The organism is Neorhizobium puerariae (assembly GCF_042429745.1).
Taxonomy (GTDB): Bacteria; Pseudomonadota; Alphaproteobacteria; order Rhizobiales; family Rhizobiaceae; genus Neorhizobium; species Neorhizobium puerariae.
Map to the genome: position 1 here is coordinate 115,382 of NZ_JBHMAA010000018.1, position 18,469 is coordinate 133,850.

An 18,469-nucleotide genomic window follows, 5' to 3' on the forward strand; every position below is an offset into this window, starting at 1 on the left:
CATCGATTTCGTTGGGTGGAACTATGAGCGATTGACGAAAGAGGCGCAATATTATGCGTAATCGTCATATGTTTATGCAGAGTCGGAGGAGAGGCCGGCGTTTGATGGCAGCCCTCATTCCTGTCCTTAACGACATGAAATCAGTCTGTTTTCTGCGAAAGTTCGATCTGCTTCTTCAACGCGTTGCTCAATCCCTGCGCCGCGATCGACAGCGGAACGCCTGCAGCGCGTGCCAGGCCGAATTCCTGCCTGGCCTTCGGGATGAACGGCCGGTGAATCACAGGAAGATGGCGATAGAGGTTTGCGTAAAAGCTGCTGATGATCGTGACACCCAGGCCGTGCGCCACGTAAGCGCAGGCGGAACTGTTGGTATGCGTCTCGACCTTGACCATCTGCGGAACGCCGGCGCGCTTGAACTCCTGGTCCAGCGCCATCCGGTTCGGCCGCTGCCGGCCGATGAGGACGAGCGGTACGTTGCGCAGGTTCTTGATGGTGATCTCGCCCAGTTCCGCCAGCGGATGATCCTTCGGGACGACGCAGACGCTCTCCCCCTTCGCCACCCGATCGATCTCGATGCCTGGTCCCGTCTCCCCCTCCATGCGCAGGAAGCCGATATCGATGACACGTTCCTCGACCAGCTTGCTGATTGCCGTCGTCGTCTCGAAGAATGTCTCGATCCGCACGCCCGGAAATTCGCGCACGTAATCGAGAAGCATCGCAGGCGCAAAATTTTCCCACATGCTGCTTGGCAATCCGATCCGTACGATCTCCGGGCCTGATGCCCCCTTGCGCAGATCCTCTGCATGACCTGCCATCCGATCGACGGCGAGAAGGACGTTTTCCGCATCGCGCGCAAGGACGGCCGCCTCGGGTGTCGCGATCAGCCGGCCCTTGTCACGAACGAACAGCGTGATCGAAAGATCCTTTTCTAGTTGCTGCAGGATGCGGCTTACACCGGACTGGCTGAGCCCCATGGTCCTGGCGGCGGACATGGTCGATCCCGTGGCGAGCAGTGTACGCAGCACTTCAAGCTGTTTGATGTTCATGAAACGGCACCTCGTCGGGATCGGTCATTGCGGCCAGTCGGCGATCGTTTGCAGGAATAATCCCGCAACCTTTGGAAGCGGATTCCTTTCGCTGCTGACGAGGCAATAGGTCACTGGCAGGTCCGGCTCAAGCGGGATCAAAGTGAGCGGCCGGCCGGCATATTCGCGCGCGATGAGGTTTCCGACGAGGGCAATCCCGAGGCCTTCGGCCGCAAGCGCACAGGCGCTCGCGACAGAATGCGCCTCCAGAAGCGGGCGTTGCCGTAGCCCGTGCTGATAGAACAGCGCCTCCAGCTGGTGTCTGACGGGCCTCTCGCGATTGAGGACAATCAGATCTTGTCCCTTCAGGTCACCGATCGAAAGAGAGGAGCGCCTCGTCAAAGCATGGTCCTCGTGAAGCGCACAGGTCACATGTGACGGCATGACACGTTCCTGCTTGAGGCCGGGCGTGACCAGCGGTAGCCGCGTGAAACCGATATCAGCCTCGCCGTCTGCGACCATGCGCTCGATGGCGAGATAACTTCCGGACGCAACCTCGACACGCATCGGGCCGTTGGCGGCCAGGAATGCGCGCAGCATCTTGGGCACGCGCGTCGATGAGAGACTGGCCGGGAAAGCAAGCCGCAGCATGATCTCGCGCGAGCGACCGCTCTCAAGCTCCGTCGCTGCAGTTTTCAAGGCGCGCAGGCGGTCGGAAATAGCGCGGATTTCGGGGCCAAGCTGCAGCCCCTCACGGGTCGGTTGAAGCCGGTTCTTCTCCCGTTCGAAAAGCCGGACACCGAGATAGTCTTCCAACTGCTGCAACAGGCGGCTGGCATTCGATTGCGATATCCCGAGCTCGGCGGCAGCGGCAATCGTCGAGCCGGTCGCGGCGATGGCGTCATAGGCCTCGATATGTTTCAAGCTGATCGCCGCACTGCCGTCGCGCGCCATTCTATCTCCGATACCGATAGCCCTACCCGCAAACCGCATAAGATTGCGAGCCTGCAGAAAGTTGAACATTTTCCGCGAAGAAACCAAACTTACGGAAAGACTTTCGTCAATGGCCACCATCCTCCGGAAGATCGCGGAACAGGTTCTGTCCCGAACGACGTTCTCAGACCTCGCCATGGAGAGGGCAAGGGATGCCGCGGTGGACACCATCGGCTGTATGATCGCCGGCAGGAACGATGAAAGCGTCGCCGGGCTCACCCGTGCCTTCGGCCGGGAAATCGCCCGGGGCGGCGAGGCGCGGCTTGTCACTGGCGGCTCCGCTTCGTCCTCGCTTGCCGCCCTCATCAACGCAACGGCGGCTCATGCGCTCGATTTCGATGACAATTTCCATCCGGCGCGGGCGCACGCTTCCGCGGTGCTGGTGCCGGCGCTGCTGGCGGTTCTGACGAATGGAGAGGTCGTAAGCGGAAGACGATTTCTCGAAGCCTATCTGGCCGGCCTGGAAGCGCAGGCGGCGGTCGGCTTCGGCGTCAATCCCTCTCACTACAATAGGGGCTGGCATGCGACTGCGACAGTCGGCAGCATTGGAGCCGCAGCCGGCGTGGCGCGGCTTCTCGGCGCCGGCAAGGAGGCCATCGCCACGGCCATGAGCCTCGCGACCAGCCTCGCCTGCGGCCCGAAAGGACAATTCGGCACCACCGCCAAGCCGCTGCACGCGGGCATCGCAGCACGCAACGCCGTGGATGCGGCGCGCATGGCGCTTGCCGGGATGAGCGGGCGACCTGACATTCTCGAACGGCGGCAAGGTTTCCTCGATCTTTTCGGGGGAGATGAGGCCAACGGCTGGGAAGGCCTGACATTCGGAGAGACTCATATCATCGAGAGCCGCGGATTGGTGACCAAGCGCCACCCCTGCTGCGCTTCGACCCATCGCGCGATCGACGCGCTTCTGGATATGAAGCAGGAGCATGCGCTTGCGGCAGAAGACATCTTCAGGATCGAAACCAAGGTCGGCATATCCGCTGCCCGCAACCTCGCCTATCCCGAACCCACCGACGAGATGCAGGCCCGCTTCTCGATGCAATATTGCCTGGCCGCCGCCTTCCTGAAAGGCTCCCTCAGCCTTTCAGACTTTACGCGACAGGAGATCGACCGGCCGGAAATCCGGGAACTCATGCCGCGCATCGAAATGCAGGCCTATTCGGCCGAAGAAGAAAAAGGCGTGGAGCGCCTGCCACATATCGTCACCGTCACGATGCGCAGCGGCCACGTTTACAGCAAATCCCGCCTGCACGCGAAGGGCTCGGTCGAAGCACCAATGAGTGGCCAGGAACGCGAAGTTAAGTTCATGGATTGTTTGCGCTGGGCAAATGGCCACGCTTCCAAAGGCGCTTTTCAACGGCTTGGCGCACTGGCAGAGCTTGAAACCCTGTCTCACGACAACGCATTCTGGAATTTGATTTCAGACGGCCCGCATCCCGAAAGGACGAGCCCATGAGCCCGCAAGCTCGGATCGAGAGATGCCACAGGGACAAGGTTTTCGCAGCGAGCACGCCGCAGGGGGGACTTGTTTGATTTCTTCACCTTGAAGGGTGCGAACCGTCCGCGCGGTAGTGTCTTTTGCACCAAACCACTTACGAAACCGGAGAGTCAAGAATTCGAGGCCGCTGGCCAACCTTCGAAGCGATCGAATGCCGTCAATCGCTGAATCGCCAGCATTATCCACGTTCCACCCAGGTCAGCCGATCTCGGCGACCATAACCGTCGGAACTCCAGCTTATCCAGTGGACCTCCCTGATGGGGCACGCCAGCTCCGGTCTGACTGATACGGATTCTACCATGACCGATCCTGAACGTCCGCGGCTACCATTGGCGGCGCTATCTCGCGCCTTCTCCTGCAGCCGGCCCTTTTCGAACGGGACCGGCAGGACTATTTCCGAGACCTGCCGACGAGGTCGGGCACAGGAGAGAAGAAACATGACCGCGCTCGTCTTCCTCATGCTCGTCATCTGCATCGTCCTGCCGCTCGGCTTCGCCTGGCGGCTATGGTGCCTCGACGAGCCAACCTTCCTCGGCTGGCTCATCATCCTCACCGACAGCCTCGTGTGGGTTGCTCTGATCATGATCCTGGGTCGGTGGGACATGTCCGGCTTGTGGACCCGTCTCGCGCTCATCGCGATCATTGCATTCGCAGCACTCTCATCCCTGCACCGTCACACCAGACGGCCTTGGCGCATCGCGGAGAACATGTCGCCCTGGCACCATCACATACCGACCCTCATCTCTCTGGCGCTGTTCGGAACGGTGTTCCTCTATGTGCTAGTAGCCGGACTGTTTATCCAGCACGATCCCCGTCCACTCGCCTTCCCGCTCGAAAGCGGGCGGTTCGTCGTCAGCCAGGGCGGCGGGATCGGTCTGCTGAACTATCACAGCCACCATCGCGCGCAACGTTATGCGCTCGACATCACCGCCGTGAACGCCGCTGGGTTTCGCGCTTCGGGCCTCCTGCCGGAGGACCCTGCCCGCTACGTCATCTTCGGCAAGCGAGTGCTCAGTCCTTGCGCCGGCACCGTCATTGCGGCGAGCGACGGCCTGCCTGATCTGCGGCCTCCCACGAGGGATCGTGACAATCTCGCCGGCAACCATGTCGTGTTGTCCTGCCATGGCCTCGATATCCTGCTCGCACATCTGCGGCGGGGCACGATCGCGGTGGAGCCGGGCGCGCGCGTCCGCGTTGGCGAACTGCTCGGAGAGGTCGGCAACTCCGGCAACACCACCGAGCCGCATCTGCACCTTCATGCCGTCGATCCAGAGACCGGCGCCGGCGTGCAGATGGCTTTCGACGGCGTCGTTCCCGTCCGCAATACGGACTTCCGCCGGTAGAAGAAGGTCTTGGGAAATCGAAAAGAGAGTTTATCGGGGTCCCCCTTTGCTAACGTGAACAAAGCGCCCGGACGTTAAGTAATCCCCAGCCGTAGATCGCGTCCTTGCCGGGAGCGCCTATGTCCTCGGCGCTTTGCATCAGTTCCGCCTCGATCTCGCGCGGGGTCAGCTCTGGCCGGGAGGCCTTCATGACAACCGCCGCGGCCGTGACGAAGGGTGCGGCGAACGAGGTGCCGCTTTTCTGCCGTGCGCCGGAAATAGAGGCCGCGGTCCATACACCGACGCCTGGCGCGGCGATATCGATATGCACGCCGCGCACCGCCCGGCGATAGGAGTTGCGCGCCCGATCGACAGCGGTCACCGCGATCACCTCTTCGTAGGCCGCCGGATAGACCGGTTTGGCGTTCGGCCCCTCATTGCCAGCGGCGGCGATCAGGATCGTCCCCTGCCCGATTGCGGCGCTCACAGCCTGTTTGAGCAGCAGGTTCGGCGGACCGGTAAGGCTCAAGTTGATCACCGTGATGCCACGCTGGGTCAAGAGATCGAGGGCGCGCACCAGATCGTAGACATTCGCGATATCGGCCACATTGCCGAAGCGTCGGAAGGCATCGACCGCCACCAGTTCCGACATGGGAAGAAGACCGGGGGCACGGCTGTCGGGCGAGCCGACCAGGAGCGCCGCCACGGCCGTGCCGTGTTGCTCACCGGAACGCGGCAGCCTCTCGTCGCTCAGGCGGACGACCTCGATCCGGGCATCGGCGAGTGCTGTGTGATCCGCATTGATGGCGGTATCGATGAGGCCGATCCGTTGCGACGTGGTGCAGGTGTTGGCGGCAGCTTCCATCGGCCATCCCACCATGTGGCGCACCAGGGCACAACGGCCGTTGCCGCAGGGTCTCGATGTCTCCTGCTCCGGCTGATAGAAGTGGTTGAAATCGACTGCAGCGGATGGCGCCTCGGCCGAAACCGCCTGTCGCGCGGCATCAAGCGTCATGCCGGACGGGATCGTCAGCCGCACCAATTCACTGCCCGTCAACGTCATCTGCAGCCGCTCGTCGATTACAAAGCCGCTCTGCGTCAGGCTGACGATGGACGTCTCATCCAAACCAATTGCCACGATCTCGTTCGGTGCGCGATCTGGCACTCTCATCTGGCGGCGTGGTGGGGCGCGACGCGATTCCTGCCACCGCCAACGGAAGAGCGAGCGGATGTCGCCACGCCGGTCGTCGTCGCGATAGTCTCCACCTCCCCAGCCACCCGGACCTCCGTCATCGTCCCCACCTCCATCATCATCATCGTCGTCTCCGCCGCCGTCATCATCGTCATCGGCGTGGGCAACGGAACTGCCCGGCAGGAAGCCGCCGGACTGCAGAGCCGGCAACGGGAATTGCGCCGCAACGACGAGACAGAAAAGCATCGCCAGCCGGCGGGCATGTCTTGCAAGCAAACACCACATTCTCCATCTCCGATAGAAAAGAGCCTTCTCTTCTGGCCTCCGTTCTTCCTCATGCTACCCGGAGTAGACGTTTGACTCGACAGAATATTCCACATCATGCCAAAGAATTCCCATGACGGACGACACGCGCACGGTGCCGGAACGGCTGGTCGACTTTCTGCCGAATCTCCGGCGGTTTGCGATTTCGCTTTGCCATTCGCGCGAGCTTGCCGACGACCTGGTGCAATCCGCCTGCGAGCGCGCGATCCTTGCCGCCGACAGTTTTCTGCCCGGCAGCCGCTTCGACGCCTGGATGTTTCGTATCATCCGCAATCTCTGGATCGACCATCTGCGCCGGCAGAAAACTGCAGGACCACAAGAGGATATCGATGACGCCCGCGACGTCGCGATCCCCTCCGGCGAGGCCGGCTCACATGCTCGCATGGAATTGCTTGAGGTCACCGCGGCGCTCAAAAAACTGCCGGAAGAACAGCGCGAGGTGCTCGTCCTCGTCTGCGTCGAGGACCTGAGCTATCGCGATACCGCCGAAATCCTGTCGATCCCGATCGGCACCGTCATGAGCCGATTGGCGCGGGCGCGCAAGAATCTTGCAGAGCTGACGGGAATAGGTGTCGAGGAAAAACGTTCGTCGGGCAAGAAAGGCGACATGGCATGACGAAACAGGAATTCGATGACGAAACTCTGGTGGCTTTCGCCGATGGCGAATTGGACGATGCGACCGCCGCACGGCTGGAAACCGCCCTGGAAAAGGACGAAACGCTGGCCGCCCGCCTCGCCGTCTTCCTTGACAGCCGCACCGCCGTCGCCTCTGCGCTGAAGCCGTTGATCCGCGAACCTGTGCCGAAGGCACTTCTGGCTTCCGTCAGACGCATGGCAGAGAATGCGGACGCCGGGGATATCCAACCGGACAACAACGTGGTTGCTTTCCGCCAGCATTCGGCCACGCCTGCGCCGCCAGCACGGCGAGCTTGGCTCATGCCTGTCGCTGCCTCACTGGTGGCCGTTTTGGCGGGGGTCGGCGGCTTCATGCTCGGCCGGGGAATCGGCCCAGCAAAACCGGCCGCCGATGCGGCGCTTGCAACCGCACTCGACCGCGAGGTCTCGGGGCGCAACGTTGCTTTGGGTTCGTCCGGCGACAGCCTGCATGTGGTTTCGAGTTTCCTCGATGGGCGTGGTGATCTCTGCCGGGAATACGAGTTGAAACGGCGGAGGGAAAGCACAATCTCGATCGCCTGCCGGGAGAATGGCGCTTGGACGACCCGGTTGGCGCTGTCGGCACCGCAAACCGAGGGGTATACCCCGGCTTCGGCGCAAGAAACGATCGATGCCTATCTCGCCTCGATCCATGCCGGCGCGCCGCTGATGCCGGAAGAGGAAGGCGCGGCGCTGACCGGACTGCGCTGAAAAATCGCGACAGCCGGGAATAAAGGACCATCTTCGCCGTTCTTCTCACAGACATTCGTGAGGAGACTGCAATGCACCTCTCTCTTTTGAAGAAGCCGCAACCGAAGATCACCTTCCTCTGCCGCAAGGAGGACGAGGGTGTCATCCCGGCGCCGGTGCGCGCCAAGACCGCCCTGCCTGACTGGTTCCGCAAGCTGCCGCCGGTGAGTGAGGATCACCTCTCGCCGACCGATAGTGGCCTGACGGTGAAGCGCTGCATGCCGTTTCTCGATGCCATGGCGACGGGCTGGGTGATCGGCCTCGCCGCCACCGTGCGTATGGAGATCACGGACGCAGGCAAGACAGTGAACTGTGGCTGGGATTTCGACCGCACGCTGGTCAGCAACCACGCCAGCCATCAGGTCGCGGGCAATCCCCGCGAGCCGCTACCACCCTGCAAGTTCCACAATTATTGGACGATCCGCACACCGCCCGGCTGGAGCTGCCTCTTCTTAGCCCCACTCAACCGGCCGAACGGCGTGTTCGAAGTGGTGGCGGGCGTGGTGGACACCGATACCTATCAGTCGGAAATCCATTTCCCCTTCTTCGCCACCGGCGAGGACGGGCTGCATGTGCTGGAACGTGGCACGCCGATCGTCCAGATCATCCCCTTCCGCCGCGAGACATCGGACCTCGAAGCCGATATCCGCGCCGAGAACGCGGAGGAAAGCGTGACCCGCAAGACGATCTTCCGCAAAACGCTCGCCGCAGACGGCTGGTATCGGAAATTCGCCCGCGCCCAGCGCTGAACCGCACTTGGCAAATCTGTCTTCCATCACTGCCGACGCGTCCCTCGCCGGCAGTGATGTCGTGCGCCGGAAAACCGATAATCAACTGAAATTATTTTGAAATTTTCGGGAATATGTCTCGCATCCAGCCGTTCCTCCATGGCAGCCGACAAGGGCTGCGGTCATAAAGGAGAAACACCATGAAGAAAGTCATCGCAATGCTGAGCACTTTCCTGGCGGTGGGTGCGGTTCCGCCGGCGCCGGCAATCGCCGACGATCCGCTCACCCGCTTCCTGGAACGGTCGATCCGCAACGGCAATGCCACCTACGCTCAGTCACGGCGCGACCGGGATGACGGACGGAGGGGTTGGTCGAATTCCAATTCCAACCGGAACTCCAACAGTTCCTCGAACTCTTCGAGCAATTCGAATTCGAACAGCAATTCCAATTCATCCAGCAACTCGAGTTCCAACAGCAATTCGAACTCGTCGAGCAATTCCAGCTCGAACGGCTCGTCCAATTCCTCCAGCAATTCCAGCTCGAATTCTTCTTCCGACGACGATTGATTCGAAAGCAACCGAGGAGAAGGCGGGTCATGGCGCTCTGCTAATCCCTCTTTCGCAGGCCCCACGCCCCACGGCGTGGGGCACCGCTTATCGAAACCGAACAAACCGTTCGTTTACCTGAGTAACCATTGCCGATGCCGGAAAACCTCTACGTTGATTTTTCATCTGTGAGCAGATAGCCGAGAAAGTGGCTTCAACCGGCTTCGTGTGATGTATGTCCAAAAACAGCGTTCAAAAGCCACTGATGGAGCGTGTCCAGGCCGTTGCGGGCAGTCTGACGTCAACCGAAGAAAGGTTGATTTCCGAGCTCCTCAAGGCTCCACGCGAAGTGGCGATCGGCACGTCGAGCGAATTCGCCGCCAGGCTCGGCGTCCACGAGGCGACGACATCGCGTCTCGCCCGCAAGCTTGGCTTTTCCTCCTACGCGGAATTCCGCGACGAATTGCGCCGCGAGTTTCTCAAGATCACCGATCCCGCGGAGCGCATTTCCGCGACGCTGAGCGATGCCCGCACGCAAGGCTTCCTGCCGCTTCTGGTGGCAAGCGAAATGGCGGCGCTAACCGTGATTACCGACTATGTCACGGACGCTCGCATTCTGGCGGCAGCTGAAAAACTCGACCGCCGCCGCGTTTTTATCCATAGCCACGGAAATGCCGAGACCCTGTCCGTGTTAATGGAGCGTCGGCTGAGGCGCCTTGGCATCGACAGCCACACGCTGGCGGGAAGTCCGCGCGATCTTGCCGAGCAGATGCTGACGGTGACCTCTGATGATGCTTTGCTGATCTTCGCATTTCGCCGGCAACCACCGAACTATGCCCGCCTGATGCAAGTCGCAGCCGATGCAGGAGCTGCAACCATAGTAATTGCCGACACGATCGGCCCTTCCCTTGCTCCTAGCCCGGACGCGCTTCTCTCCGCGCCGCGCACAGGCATGCCGGACAGTTTTCAGACGCTCACCGTGCCGATGGCGATCTGCAATGCGACGATCCTTGCACTTGCTGCCCGCCGCGGCGACGACGCGCTCGCCCAACTGGAGCGGCTGGGCGAACTGATTGCAAAGTTCGAACGATAGAATGCAAGAAAACTTGCATGTTATAAAAGATTTGCAGGAAAACAATACACAAGGGCGCAGAACCCAGCCAAGGAGCTCCCATGCGCCGCATCCTTATCACCGCAGCCACGTTCTTCATGACGACGGCCGCTCTCGCCCAGAACCTGGACAACCAGACCACCGCCGAACTGCTGCCGCAGGCGAGGCAAGAGGGCAAGGTCACCGTCTATGCCTTCACCAGCCGTATCGGCCGCGTCGAAAAAGCCTTCGAGGCCGCCTATCCAGGCATCGACATGATCACGTTCGACATGTCCTCGACCGAGCAGATCGCCCGCATCAAAAGCGAGGCACAAGCCGGCCTTCCGGGCGCTGACGTGATCTACATTTCCGACGCCCCGGTCGTTCTGACCGAGCTCGTCAGCCAGAATCTCGTTTCGCCCTACGTTCCACCGCGTGTCGCCAACACCGTGGACGACAGGTTCAAGTCGCCGCTGCTCGCCCAGCGGCTTTCCACCAAAGTACTGATGTACAACGAGGAAGCTCACCCGAACGGTTCGCCGGTGAAGAATCTCTGGGATATCACCAAGCCGGAATGGAAGGGCCGCGTCATCATGGTCGACCCGCTGCAGCGCGGCGATTATCTCGACCTGATGACCGAAATCGTTCTGAAATCGGACGAGATGGCCAAGACCTACGAGGCGGCTTTCGGCAAGCCGATCGTGCTCGCGAAAGGCATCAGGAATGCCGGCCAGCAATTCATTGCCGACCTCCTCGCCAACGACCTCGTTCTGGTCGGCTCCACCGACGACGTCAACAAGGCGATCGGCGCCAAGGGTCAGCAGAATCCACCGATCGGCTTCACCAGCTATTCCGACCGTCGCGACAACGAGGACGAAGGCTGGGCGCTGCAGGTCGCGAACGACGTCGAGCCGTCGAACGGCATCGTCTTTCCCGCCTTCCTTGCGCTCAACCCGAAAACCACCAACCCGGCGGCCGCGCGTCTCGCCGTCGACTTCATGATGGGTGACGACAGCGACACCGGCGGCGAGGGCTTCAAGCCTTTCTACGTCGCCGGCGACTGGCCGACCCGCTCCGACATCAAGCCGCATCCGGATGCGATCCCGCTGGCCGACTTCAAGGGCTGGCAGATGGTGCCGGCCGAAACGGCGAAGATCCGTGCCGAAGTCGCCGATTTCATCCTTGCACTGCAGTAGGAGAGATGGGACGGGCGCCATCCGTCCGTCCCCACCGGAGCCCGCATGATATCGCCGCTTCACCGCCCCGGGACGGCTCTCGAACGCCATGGCCTGACCGTGGCAACCGCCCTGATCCTTGTCATCCTGGTCGCAGCCCCCCTCGTGACCATCCTCGTCCAGACCCTGCAACCCGGCTCGGGCACTGACGCCTGGGGCGACGTGCTTGCAAGCCACCTGTCCCGGAACCTGTTCTGGCGACCGGCGGGCAACACCATGGTCATAGGCCTCGGCGTTGCCGGCGGCTGCGTCCTGCTCGGCGGCTTCCTCGCCTGGCTCGTGGCGATGACCGATGCTCCGGGTCGCTCGGCGATCGCCTTCATGGCGACACTGCCCTTCATGATCCCGAGCTTCGCGACGGCGCTTGCCTGGGGAAGCATCTTCCGGAACGGCCGCGTCGGAGGCGCAGGCGGCCTCCTGGAAGGACTCGGCCTCGACGTTCCCGACTGGCTCTCATGGGGCATGGTGCCGACCATCGTGGTTCTGATCGCCCATTATTACGCCCTTGCCTTCACGGTGATCGCCGCGGCGCTCGCCGCTGTCAACGGTGATCTCGTCGAGGCCGCCCAGATGACCGGCGCATCGCGCAGGCGCATCCTGTTCGGCATCGTGCTGCCGGTCGTCATGCCCGCGATCATCGCCGGCGGCTCGCTTGCCTTTGCCGGCGCGGTCTCCAATTTCGCGGCTCCCGCCCTTCTCGGCCTGCCGGTGCGGATGCAGACCGTGTCGACACGGCTCTTCGGCATGATCGAAATCGGCCAGACCGAGCGCGGCTATGTGCTGGCGATCCTGCTGATTGCAATCTCGGCCGTTTTCTTGGGCATCGGCAATCGCATCCTCGCCGGCCGGCGCAGTTTCTCGACGATCGGCGGCAAGGGCGCACGGCCACGCCGCATCGCCCTCGGCGGCGCAAGGCTGCTGCTTGCGGCCATCGGCTGGATGATCTGCATTATCACGACGGTCCTGCCGATCCTGCTTCTCCTGGCAGCCAGTCTCGCTCCCTCCTCCCTGTCGCTCTTCTCCGACTGGACGCTGCATTACTGGATCGGCGAGGCCGATCCGGCCTTCGCCCGCGGACAGCCCGGCATCTTCCACAATCCGCAGCTTGTTTCCGCGCTTGTCACCACATTGATGCTTGGGGCTTCCGTCGCGCTTGCCGCCAATATTCTCGGCTTCCTGATTGCCGTGGCGCTCACCCGTCATCGTGTACCGATCCTCAGCAACCTCGTCTCGCAGCTCAGCTTCCTGCCGATGCTGCTTCCAGGCATCGCCTTCGCAGCCGCCTATATCGCGCTTTACGGTGCACCGATCGGCCCCCTGCCCGCCCTCTACGGCACGAAGCTTCTGCTCGGATTGGCGCTGACCGCCGCCATGATGCCCTTTGCGGTGCAGACAGGCCGCGCGACTGTGGCGCAAATTTCCGGCGACCTCAACGAGGCCGCCCGCATGACCGGCGCCGGCTTCTTCCGACGGCTCGGCGCAATCACCCTGCCGCTCGCCGCCCGCGGCGTCGGCGCAGGGCTGCTCATCTCCTTTGTCAACGTCATCGGCGATCTGGCGATCACCGTCCTTCTCTACACGCCGACCTCTCCGCTTCTGGCTATCCTGTCCTACAGCTATGCCTCCGACGGCTTCCACCAGTTCGCCAACGCCGTCACCCTCGTCATACTGATCATCTCCATGCTGGCCGCCGGCGCCGCCACGCTGCTGCGCCGCCGCCGCACGCCATTCACCTGAGGCCAAGCCCCGTGATTTCCCTCGACAAGATCACAAAATCCTTTGCCGGCACCAATGCCGTCAACGACGTCAGCTTCTCGGTGCCGGAAGGTGCCTTCCTGGTTCTGCTCGGTCCGTCCGGCTGCGGCAAGAGCACCATGCTACGCATGCTGGCCGGCCTCGACCAGCCGACCTCCGGCAAGATCCACTTCGGCGATACGCTGGTGGCGGACGGTGCTTCGGGTCTTTCGGCGCCGCCGGCAAACCGCGATGCGGGCCTCGTCTTCCAATCCTATGCGCTCTGGCCGCATATGACGGTGGCGGGCAATATCGAATGGCCGTTGAAGATCGCCGGTCTTTCCGCCGAGGCTCGCCGCACCCGCATTGCGGAAGCCATGGACATGCTCGGCATTAGCGCGCTCGCCAACCGCTATCCCGGCGAGATTTCCGGCGGCCAGCAGCAGCGCGTGGCGCTCGCCCGGATGATCGCCCCGCGCCCCAAGGTGATGCTGTTCGACGAACCGCTTTCCAACCTCGATGCGACGCTGCGAGTGGAGATGCGCTTCGAACTCCTGAAGGTGCATGCAGCCAGCCGCGCGACATCGGTCTACGTCACCCACGACCAGATGGAGGCCATGACCATGGCAACCCATGTGGCGGTCATGAACAACGGCCGCATCGAGCAATTCGATACGCCGGAAAGGCTGCTCGCGGAGCCCGCATCGGCCTTCGTCGCCGGCTTCGTCGGCATGCCTGCCGCCAATCTCATTCCCATCGCCAATGGACGGTGGTTCGGCACCATTCCCGACCCGGCCCTGCGCAATAGCACCGGCCACGCCATGGTCAGGGCCGAGCAGATCGAACTCACCGATGCCGACGGCGCCCGTACGTTCCGCGTGACGCTGGCCGAAATCGTGCCGGTGGCCGGCCGTTTCCTCATTACCGGCATCGCCAACGGCATGCGCATCACCGCCATTTCGGACACCCTCGGCAAACCGGCAACCGTCCGGCGCTTCCGCCTGCCCGACGCGCCCGCGGCAATCTTCGACAAGCAAGGAAAACGCATTTCATGAAACGCATTCTTCTGGTGCGCCACGGCGAAAGCGAATGGAACGCTCTGCGCCGACTTCAGGGCCAGGCCGATATTGGGCTGTCTGAACGGGGAGAACGACAGGCTCACGCGCTACGTTCCATGGTCGCGACCTACAGGCCCGACCTCGTTCTCGCCTCGGACCTGAAACGTGCCGTCCACACCGCCGAACTGCTCGGCTTCCCGAACGCGATCCGGGAACCATTGTTACGCGAGCAGGATGTCGGCGTCTGGACAGGCATCGAGATCGCCCATCTGATGGACGAGACCCCGGAGGCCTATGCCGACTGGCGAGCCGGAACGTTTGTGCCAGAGAACGGCGAGAGCTGGGGCGATTTCCGCACCCGCATCGCAACCGCCACCGAAAAAGCCCTTTCGGCACCAGCCAAGACCGTGCTCATCGTCTGCCATGGTGGTGTCATCCGTGCGGTACTCGACGAAGCGCTGGGGCTTGCCCCCGCCCGCATCATTCCCGTCGGCCCGGCCAGCCTGACCATTCTGGCCTTCCCGAAGGGCAGGGCCCGCCTCGAAGTCTTCAACGCCACGACCTTCGCGCCGATCCTCGATGCACCGGACTAACCTCAACCTGCGGACATTGAAGGGATTTGAAACTGACCATACGGTCTCCCTGACCGCGCGAATGGCAAACTCAGGTAACTTTACCCAGTAGACCACCGCTACGGGAAGCAGCCTCTTGCAGGCTCCGGCGGCATCCTGTCTGCCCTTCCCAAAGGTGACAAAGGCTGCCCTCGCGGCTGATCGTCGATCTGTAGCGCCGTACCGTACCGGCAGCAAGATCGAGCCCTAAAGGCAGGACCAGCCTGGCAGTGCCGGCATCCAGAGAAGACCTGAGCTCCATCGCAATGACGCGCTGGCGACTTGCGGTCCCGCTGCTACTACGACATGGTGCACACCTTGCGCGCCTCTGTCCTTCGCCTGTCAGCGCGCAGCTGACAACCCAATCCCCATCAACCTCCCGCAAAGAGGTTGCACCAACCGGCAGATCCGCGTTCTGCCTTCCCGCACGTGTGTTTTGCAGTGCAATGACCGCGGCGATCCCAAGAAGCGCATTCGGGAAAAGTCGAGCAGCCAAGCGATGCCTCCTACCAATGCCCTTCCCGCCGCGATTGATGCCGACGTCGATAACAGCGGCACCGCGCTTACCCAATCGGGCTTGACCGTTTCCGGCCTCCCGACGGCTGCGACGAGCATATCGACGTTGCAGCAGATCGCGGCGAGGTCCTTCGTACGCGAATGCGCCATGGCGACGGTTGCGTTGGCAGCCTGCAGGAGTTGCCCCATCGGCTTTGTCAAAGAGGTTGGAGCGGCCAATCACGACGGCCGCCAGACCCGACAAGTCATCGCCGCGTACGCTCTTCACCAGCACGCGTTGCCAGCCCGTCGTCGACGATGATGGCCGTCCTCCGACTGAGGTCTTCATCGAGGATGCAGCCTGTATAGATTCGCCTACGCGGTGAATCTCATCGAGCTCCTCCCGGCAACGCTGATCGAACACGTCGGAAGAAACGGCCACGAACATGATGACATCCACGTTGCGGACAACAACCAGCTCTCTGCCGTCGACAATGGCCCCATGGCGACTTCGGGATTAGGAGGCAAGCCTACTTTGTGCACGAGAAGCAAGGTGAGCGGCGCGTCCAGCACCTTGGCGATCTCCGCCGCTACCGGCACCCCGCCACGCGGGAGAGCGAAAATGGTGCACAGGTTCTCACGATACCCTTTGAGAGCCTGTGCCAGCTTTTACCCAGCCTCCTTGCGATCCGTAAACATGATTTGCTCCTCGATACTGTCGTGGTCTTTGGATGCCGGCGGAGCCAGTCGCCTTAACTGCAGGATCAGGCCTGCTTCGTGCCGGTCGGGACTTCCTCCATGGCTTTCGTTCTCGTCCTGCGGACAATCTCCAATCTAGTGACGACGAGCCCGGCACGATCGGCAACCAAAGCGCCAGGCCACGAAACATGAGCGTTGCCGGGACAAGGCCTCACGCCACGGTCAGTCGGTTGTCGACGGCAGTAACGCTTGGAACGAACCACGTGCCTGCTCGGCCGCCTGGCGTTCCTTTCCCGAGTGAACCGAACCTTCCAACGTTGCGCAGCGGCCCGAAACCTCGACGCGGATGGCGTTCGCCTCCACTTTGGCGCTACGCTTCAGGGCTCGCTCTATCCGGTCCTTGACATCGGGCACTTGCGCAATCGGCCGAATCGTCAAGAGATTGCGACTTCCGTTACCCACCAAGCTTCTTGACGACCCCTCGGCGGCAAGACGCTGGAAATGCCATCTTACTTAACCGCTGAGGATCACGCATCCCCGCTCAACCTTAACATCGACCGCTCCGTCCGGGAGAGCCGTGTCACAGGTGATGATGTCGAAGGCGCGGGTGGCGATTTCATCATCGACCCGCTTTTTTCTTTCGGGGTGGCGAATTTCGATATGTTCGGCGGCCGCCTTCTCCATATAGCTTTCGACATGTCCGGTAAGAGTGGCGACACCATTCTCGACGGCAATACCGATATTGGCCGCATTGACACTGGGTTCGAATTCCCGGACGTCCTGGCGGATCAGCAGGCCACTCATCATTTCCTCCTACTGTACCTGCGGAGAAATGATGGGACTTCCAAGGTGGACGCGCATTGCGCGAAATCAACGGCGGTGGAGCATCCAGCGAAACAAGCCCACAGTGCCTGCTGTGCTGCAGACCAGCCCCACAACCTTCGTTGATCCCGATCAATGTCACTGTTCTCGCCTGGTGATGAGCTTGCCAAAGTTCACACAGGGAGATGCAGCCATGTCTTCAATTCAACTGAAATCAGCTGAATCGAGTGCCGAGACAACGATTGTCATCCAATCGGAAACGAACAAGGGCAAACTTCGCCTGGGATCATTGACGGCTCTCGTCATCGGCTCGATGATCGGGTCGGGCGTCTTCAGCCTTCCGCAGAACATGGCCTCGGGTGCTGGCCCGCTCGCCATCGTCATCGGCTGGTTGATCACCGCGGTCGGCATGCTGGCCCTCGTCTTCATTTATCAGTCGCTCGCACTCCGCAAGCCCGAGCTGAATACCGGTCCATATGCCTACGCCAAGGCAGGCTTCGGTCCCTTCGTCGGTTTCAACAGCGCCTGGGGTTATTGGCTGAGCGCCTGGATCGGCAACGTATCCTATGCGGTCGTGGTTTTCAGCGCCCTTTCCTATTTCTTTCCCGCCTTCGGCGAAGGTAACACTTGGCAGGCTGTCATCGGGGCATCGGTCCTTCTCTGGCTCGTGCATGTCCTGATCATGGCGGGTATTCGCGAAGCCGCAGTCGTCAACCTCATCGTGACGATTGCAAAGATTGCTCCCATCGTCCTGTTCATCGAAGTCGCGGTCGTCGCGTTCAAGGTCGATATCTTCTCTGCCGATTTTTCTGGTCTCGGCAATGCGAGCCTTGGCTCGATTACCGCTCAGGTGAAGAGCACGATGCTTGTCACGCTCTGGGTCTTCATCGGTATCGAAGGCGCGAGCGTCTATTCAGCCCGCGCGGAACGCCGCAAGGACATCGCGACTGCAACGATCACCGGTTTCCTGACTTGCCTGGCGCTCTATGCGCTCGTATCGCTGCTTTCGCTCGGCATCCTCAATCAGCCCGAACTTGCGGCACTCAAGAACCCGTCGATGGCAGGTGTCCTTGAAGCGGTCGTCGGCCCCTGGGGTGCGATCCTGATTAACATCGCACTGGTCGTCTCGGTTGCAGGCGCGTTCCTGAGCTGGACGCTGCTGGCGGCGGAAATCCCGCATGCGGCGGCCAAGGACGGCACCATGCCGGCCTTCTTTGCAAGGGAAAGCAACAAGGGCGTTCCCTCGGCATCGCTGCTGATCACCAACCTCCTCGTTCAGGCTTTCCTGCTGGTCACCCTGTTTGCGCAAAGCACCTACCAGGCGCTGTTCTCGATCGCCTCGGTCGCGATCCTCGTGCCCTATATCCTCTCCGGCGCTTATGCGGCAAAGCTTGCAATCACCGGCGAAGCCTATCAGCCAGATGAAAGCCGCACCGGGCCGGTGATCATCGGCCTTGTCGCCACCGTCTACGGCCTCTGGCTCGTCTATGCCGCCGATCCGGCCTACCTCTTCATGTGCGCCGTGCTCTACGCTCCCGGCATCATCTTCTATGCGGTGGCCCGCCGCCGGGCCGGCCGGCAAATCTTCAAGCCTGTGGAAGCCTTCTTTGCCATCGCTCTCGTCGCAGTCGGACTGCTCGCCGCCTACGAGATGTGGACCGGCGCGGTCAGCCCCTTCTAAGCGGTCAGCC

The 18,469-nt window shown here is 61.8% G+C and carries 17 protein-coding genes and 1 pseudogene; 11 read left to right on the forward strand and 7 right to left on the reverse strand.

Features of this window, described 5'->3' with window-relative positions; all coding sequences use genetic code 11:
- Nucleotides 1-140 precede the first annotated feature (140 nt).
- Complete coding sequence (locus tag ACFFP0_RS17195) at nt 141-1,046, reverse strand: LysR family transcriptional regulator (protein WP_377263180.1); 906 nt, start codon at nt 1,044-1,046, stop codon at nt 141-143.
- A 24-nt stretch (nt 1,047-1,070) separates the two neighbouring features.
- Nucleotides 1,071-2,048 (reverse strand): LysR family transcriptional regulator, encoded by a 978-nt coding sequence (locus ACFFP0_RS17200; RefSeq protein WP_377263182.1) that lies wholly within the window; start codon nt 2,046-2,048, stop codon nt 1,071-1,073.
- A gap of 40 nt (nt 2,049-2,088) precedes the next feature.
- Here ACFFP0_RS17200 and ACFFP0_RS17205 point away from each other — a divergent pair, with 40 nt between their 5' ends.
- Complete coding sequence (locus ACFFP0_RS17205; protein ID WP_377263185.1) at nt 2,089-3,477, forward strand: MmgE/PrpD family protein; 1,389 nt, start codon at nt 2,089-2,091, stop codon at nt 3,475-3,477.
- 479 nt (nt 3,478-3,956) lie between these two features.
- Entirely contained in the window at nt 3,957-4,862 is a 906-nt protein-coding gene (locus ACFFP0_RS17210; RefSeq protein ID WP_377263187.1) for a M23 family metallopeptidase, read from the forward strand.
- A gap of 49 nt (nt 4,863-4,911) precedes the next feature.
- Here ACFFP0_RS17210 and ACFFP0_RS17215 read toward each other — a convergent pair whose 3' ends face one another.
- Nucleotides 4,912-6,279, reverse strand: a complete 1,368-nt coding sequence (locus tag ACFFP0_RS17215) for a S8 family serine peptidase (protein WP_377263323.1) — start codon at nt 6,277-6,279, stop codon at nt 4,912-4,914.
- A 151-nt stretch (nt 6,280-6,430) separates the two neighbouring features.
- Here ACFFP0_RS17215 and ACFFP0_RS17220 point away from each other — a divergent pair, with 151 nt between their 5' ends.
- The 3 genes from ACFFP0_RS17220 (at nt 6,431) to ACFFP0_RS17230 (ending at nt 8,510) form a co-directional block, all read left to right on the forward strand.
- Nucleotides 6,431-6,973, forward strand: a complete 543-nt coding sequence (locus tag ACFFP0_RS17220; protein WP_377263189.1) for an RNA polymerase sigma factor — start codon at nt 6,431-6,433, stop codon at nt 6,971-6,973.
- Complete coding sequence (locus tag ACFFP0_RS17225) at nt 6,970-7,722, forward strand: anti-sigma factor family protein (protein ID WP_377263191.1); 753 nt, start codon at nt 6,970-6,972, stop codon at nt 7,720-7,722. Before ACFFP0_RS17220 ends, ACFFP0_RS17225 begins: the two co-directional genes overlap by 4 nt.
- A 71-nt stretch (nt 7,723-7,793) precedes the next feature.
- Nucleotides 7,794-8,510 (forward strand): DUF6065 family protein, encoded by a 717-nt coding sequence (locus tag ACFFP0_RS17230; protein WP_377263193.1) that lies wholly within the window; start codon nt 7,794-7,796, stop codon nt 8,508-8,510.
- 310 nt (nt 8,511-8,820) lie between these two features.
- Here the strand turns inward: ACFFP0_RS17230 and ACFFP0_RS17235 are convergent, their stop codons facing one another.
- Nucleotides 8,821-9,159, reverse strand: coding sequence for a hypothetical protein (locus ACFFP0_RS17235; protein WP_377263195.1), 339 nt, complete (start codon nt 9,157-9,159; stop codon nt 8,821-8,823).
- A gap of 140 nt (nt 9,160-9,299) precedes the next feature.
- Between ACFFP0_RS17235 and ACFFP0_RS17240 the strand changes: the two genes are divergently transcribed.
- The 5 genes from ACFFP0_RS17240 (at nt 9,300) to ACFFP0_RS17260 (ending at nt 14,744) form a co-directional block, all read left to right on the forward strand.
- The gene (locus tag ACFFP0_RS17240; RefSeq protein ID WP_377263197.1) at nt 9,300-10,127 is read left to right on the forward strand and encodes a MurR/RpiR family transcriptional regulator; all 828 of its coding nucleotides are present in this window, start codon (nt 9,300-9,302) and stop codon (nt 10,125-10,127) included.
- Between the two features lie 80 nt (nt 10,128-10,207).
- The gene (locus tag ACFFP0_RS17245; RefSeq protein WP_377263199.1) at nt 10,208-11,320 is read left to right on the forward strand and encodes an ABC transporter substrate-binding protein; all 1,113 of its coding nucleotides are present in this window, start codon (nt 10,208-10,210) and stop codon (nt 11,318-11,320) included.
- A 45-nt stretch (nt 11,321-11,365) separates the two neighbouring features.
- Nucleotides 11,366-13,096: an ABC transporter permease gene (locus ACFFP0_RS17250; RefSeq protein WP_377263201.1), complete on the forward strand. Its 1,731-nt coding sequence runs from the start codon at nt 11,366-11,368 to the stop codon at nt 13,094-13,096.
- Between the two features lie 11 nt (nt 13,097-13,107).
- Nucleotides 13,108-14,148 (forward strand): ABC transporter ATP-binding protein, encoded by a 1,041-nt coding sequence (locus tag ACFFP0_RS17255; RefSeq protein ID WP_377263204.1) that lies wholly within the window; start codon nt 13,108-13,110, stop codon nt 14,146-14,148.
- Nucleotides 14,145-14,744, forward strand: a complete 600-nt coding sequence (locus ACFFP0_RS17260) for a histidine phosphatase family protein (protein ID WP_377263206.1) — start codon at nt 14,145-14,147, stop codon at nt 14,742-14,744. Before ACFFP0_RS17255 ends, ACFFP0_RS17260 begins: the two co-directional genes overlap by 4 nt.
- 544 nt (nt 14,745-15,288) lie before the next feature.
- Here the strand turns inward: ACFFP0_RS17260 and ACFFP0_RS17265 are convergent.
- The 3 genes and pseudogenes from ACFFP0_RS17265 to ACFFP0_RS17275 all read right to left on the reverse strand — a co-directional run.
- Nucleotides 15,289-15,531, reverse strand: a pseudogene (locus ACFFP0_RS17265) (bifunctional methylenetetrahydrofolate dehydrogenase/methenyltetrahydrofolate cyclohydrolase); the annotation flags it as partial.
- Between the two features lie 647 nt (nt 15,532-16,178).
- Complete coding sequence (locus ACFFP0_RS17270) at nt 16,179-16,418, reverse strand: BON domain-containing protein (protein WP_377263208.1); 240 nt, start codon at nt 16,416-16,418, stop codon at nt 16,179-16,181.
- A 51-nt stretch (nt 16,419-16,469) separates the two neighbouring features.
- On the reverse strand, nt 16,470-16,760 hold the full coding sequence (locus ACFFP0_RS17275; RefSeq protein ID WP_377263210.1) for a BON domain-containing protein: 291 nt from the start codon (nt 16,758-16,760) through the stop codon (nt 16,470-16,472).
- 211 nt (nt 16,761-16,971) lie between these two features.
- On the opposite strand from ACFFP0_RS17275, the gene arcD reads away from it, so the two are divergent.
- Nucleotides 16,972-18,459, forward strand: a complete 1,488-nt coding sequence (arcD, locus tag ACFFP0_RS17280; protein ID WP_377263212.1) for an arginine-ornithine antiporter — start codon at nt 16,972-16,974, stop codon at nt 18,457-18,459.
- Nucleotides 18,460-18,469 lie beyond the last annotated feature (10 nt).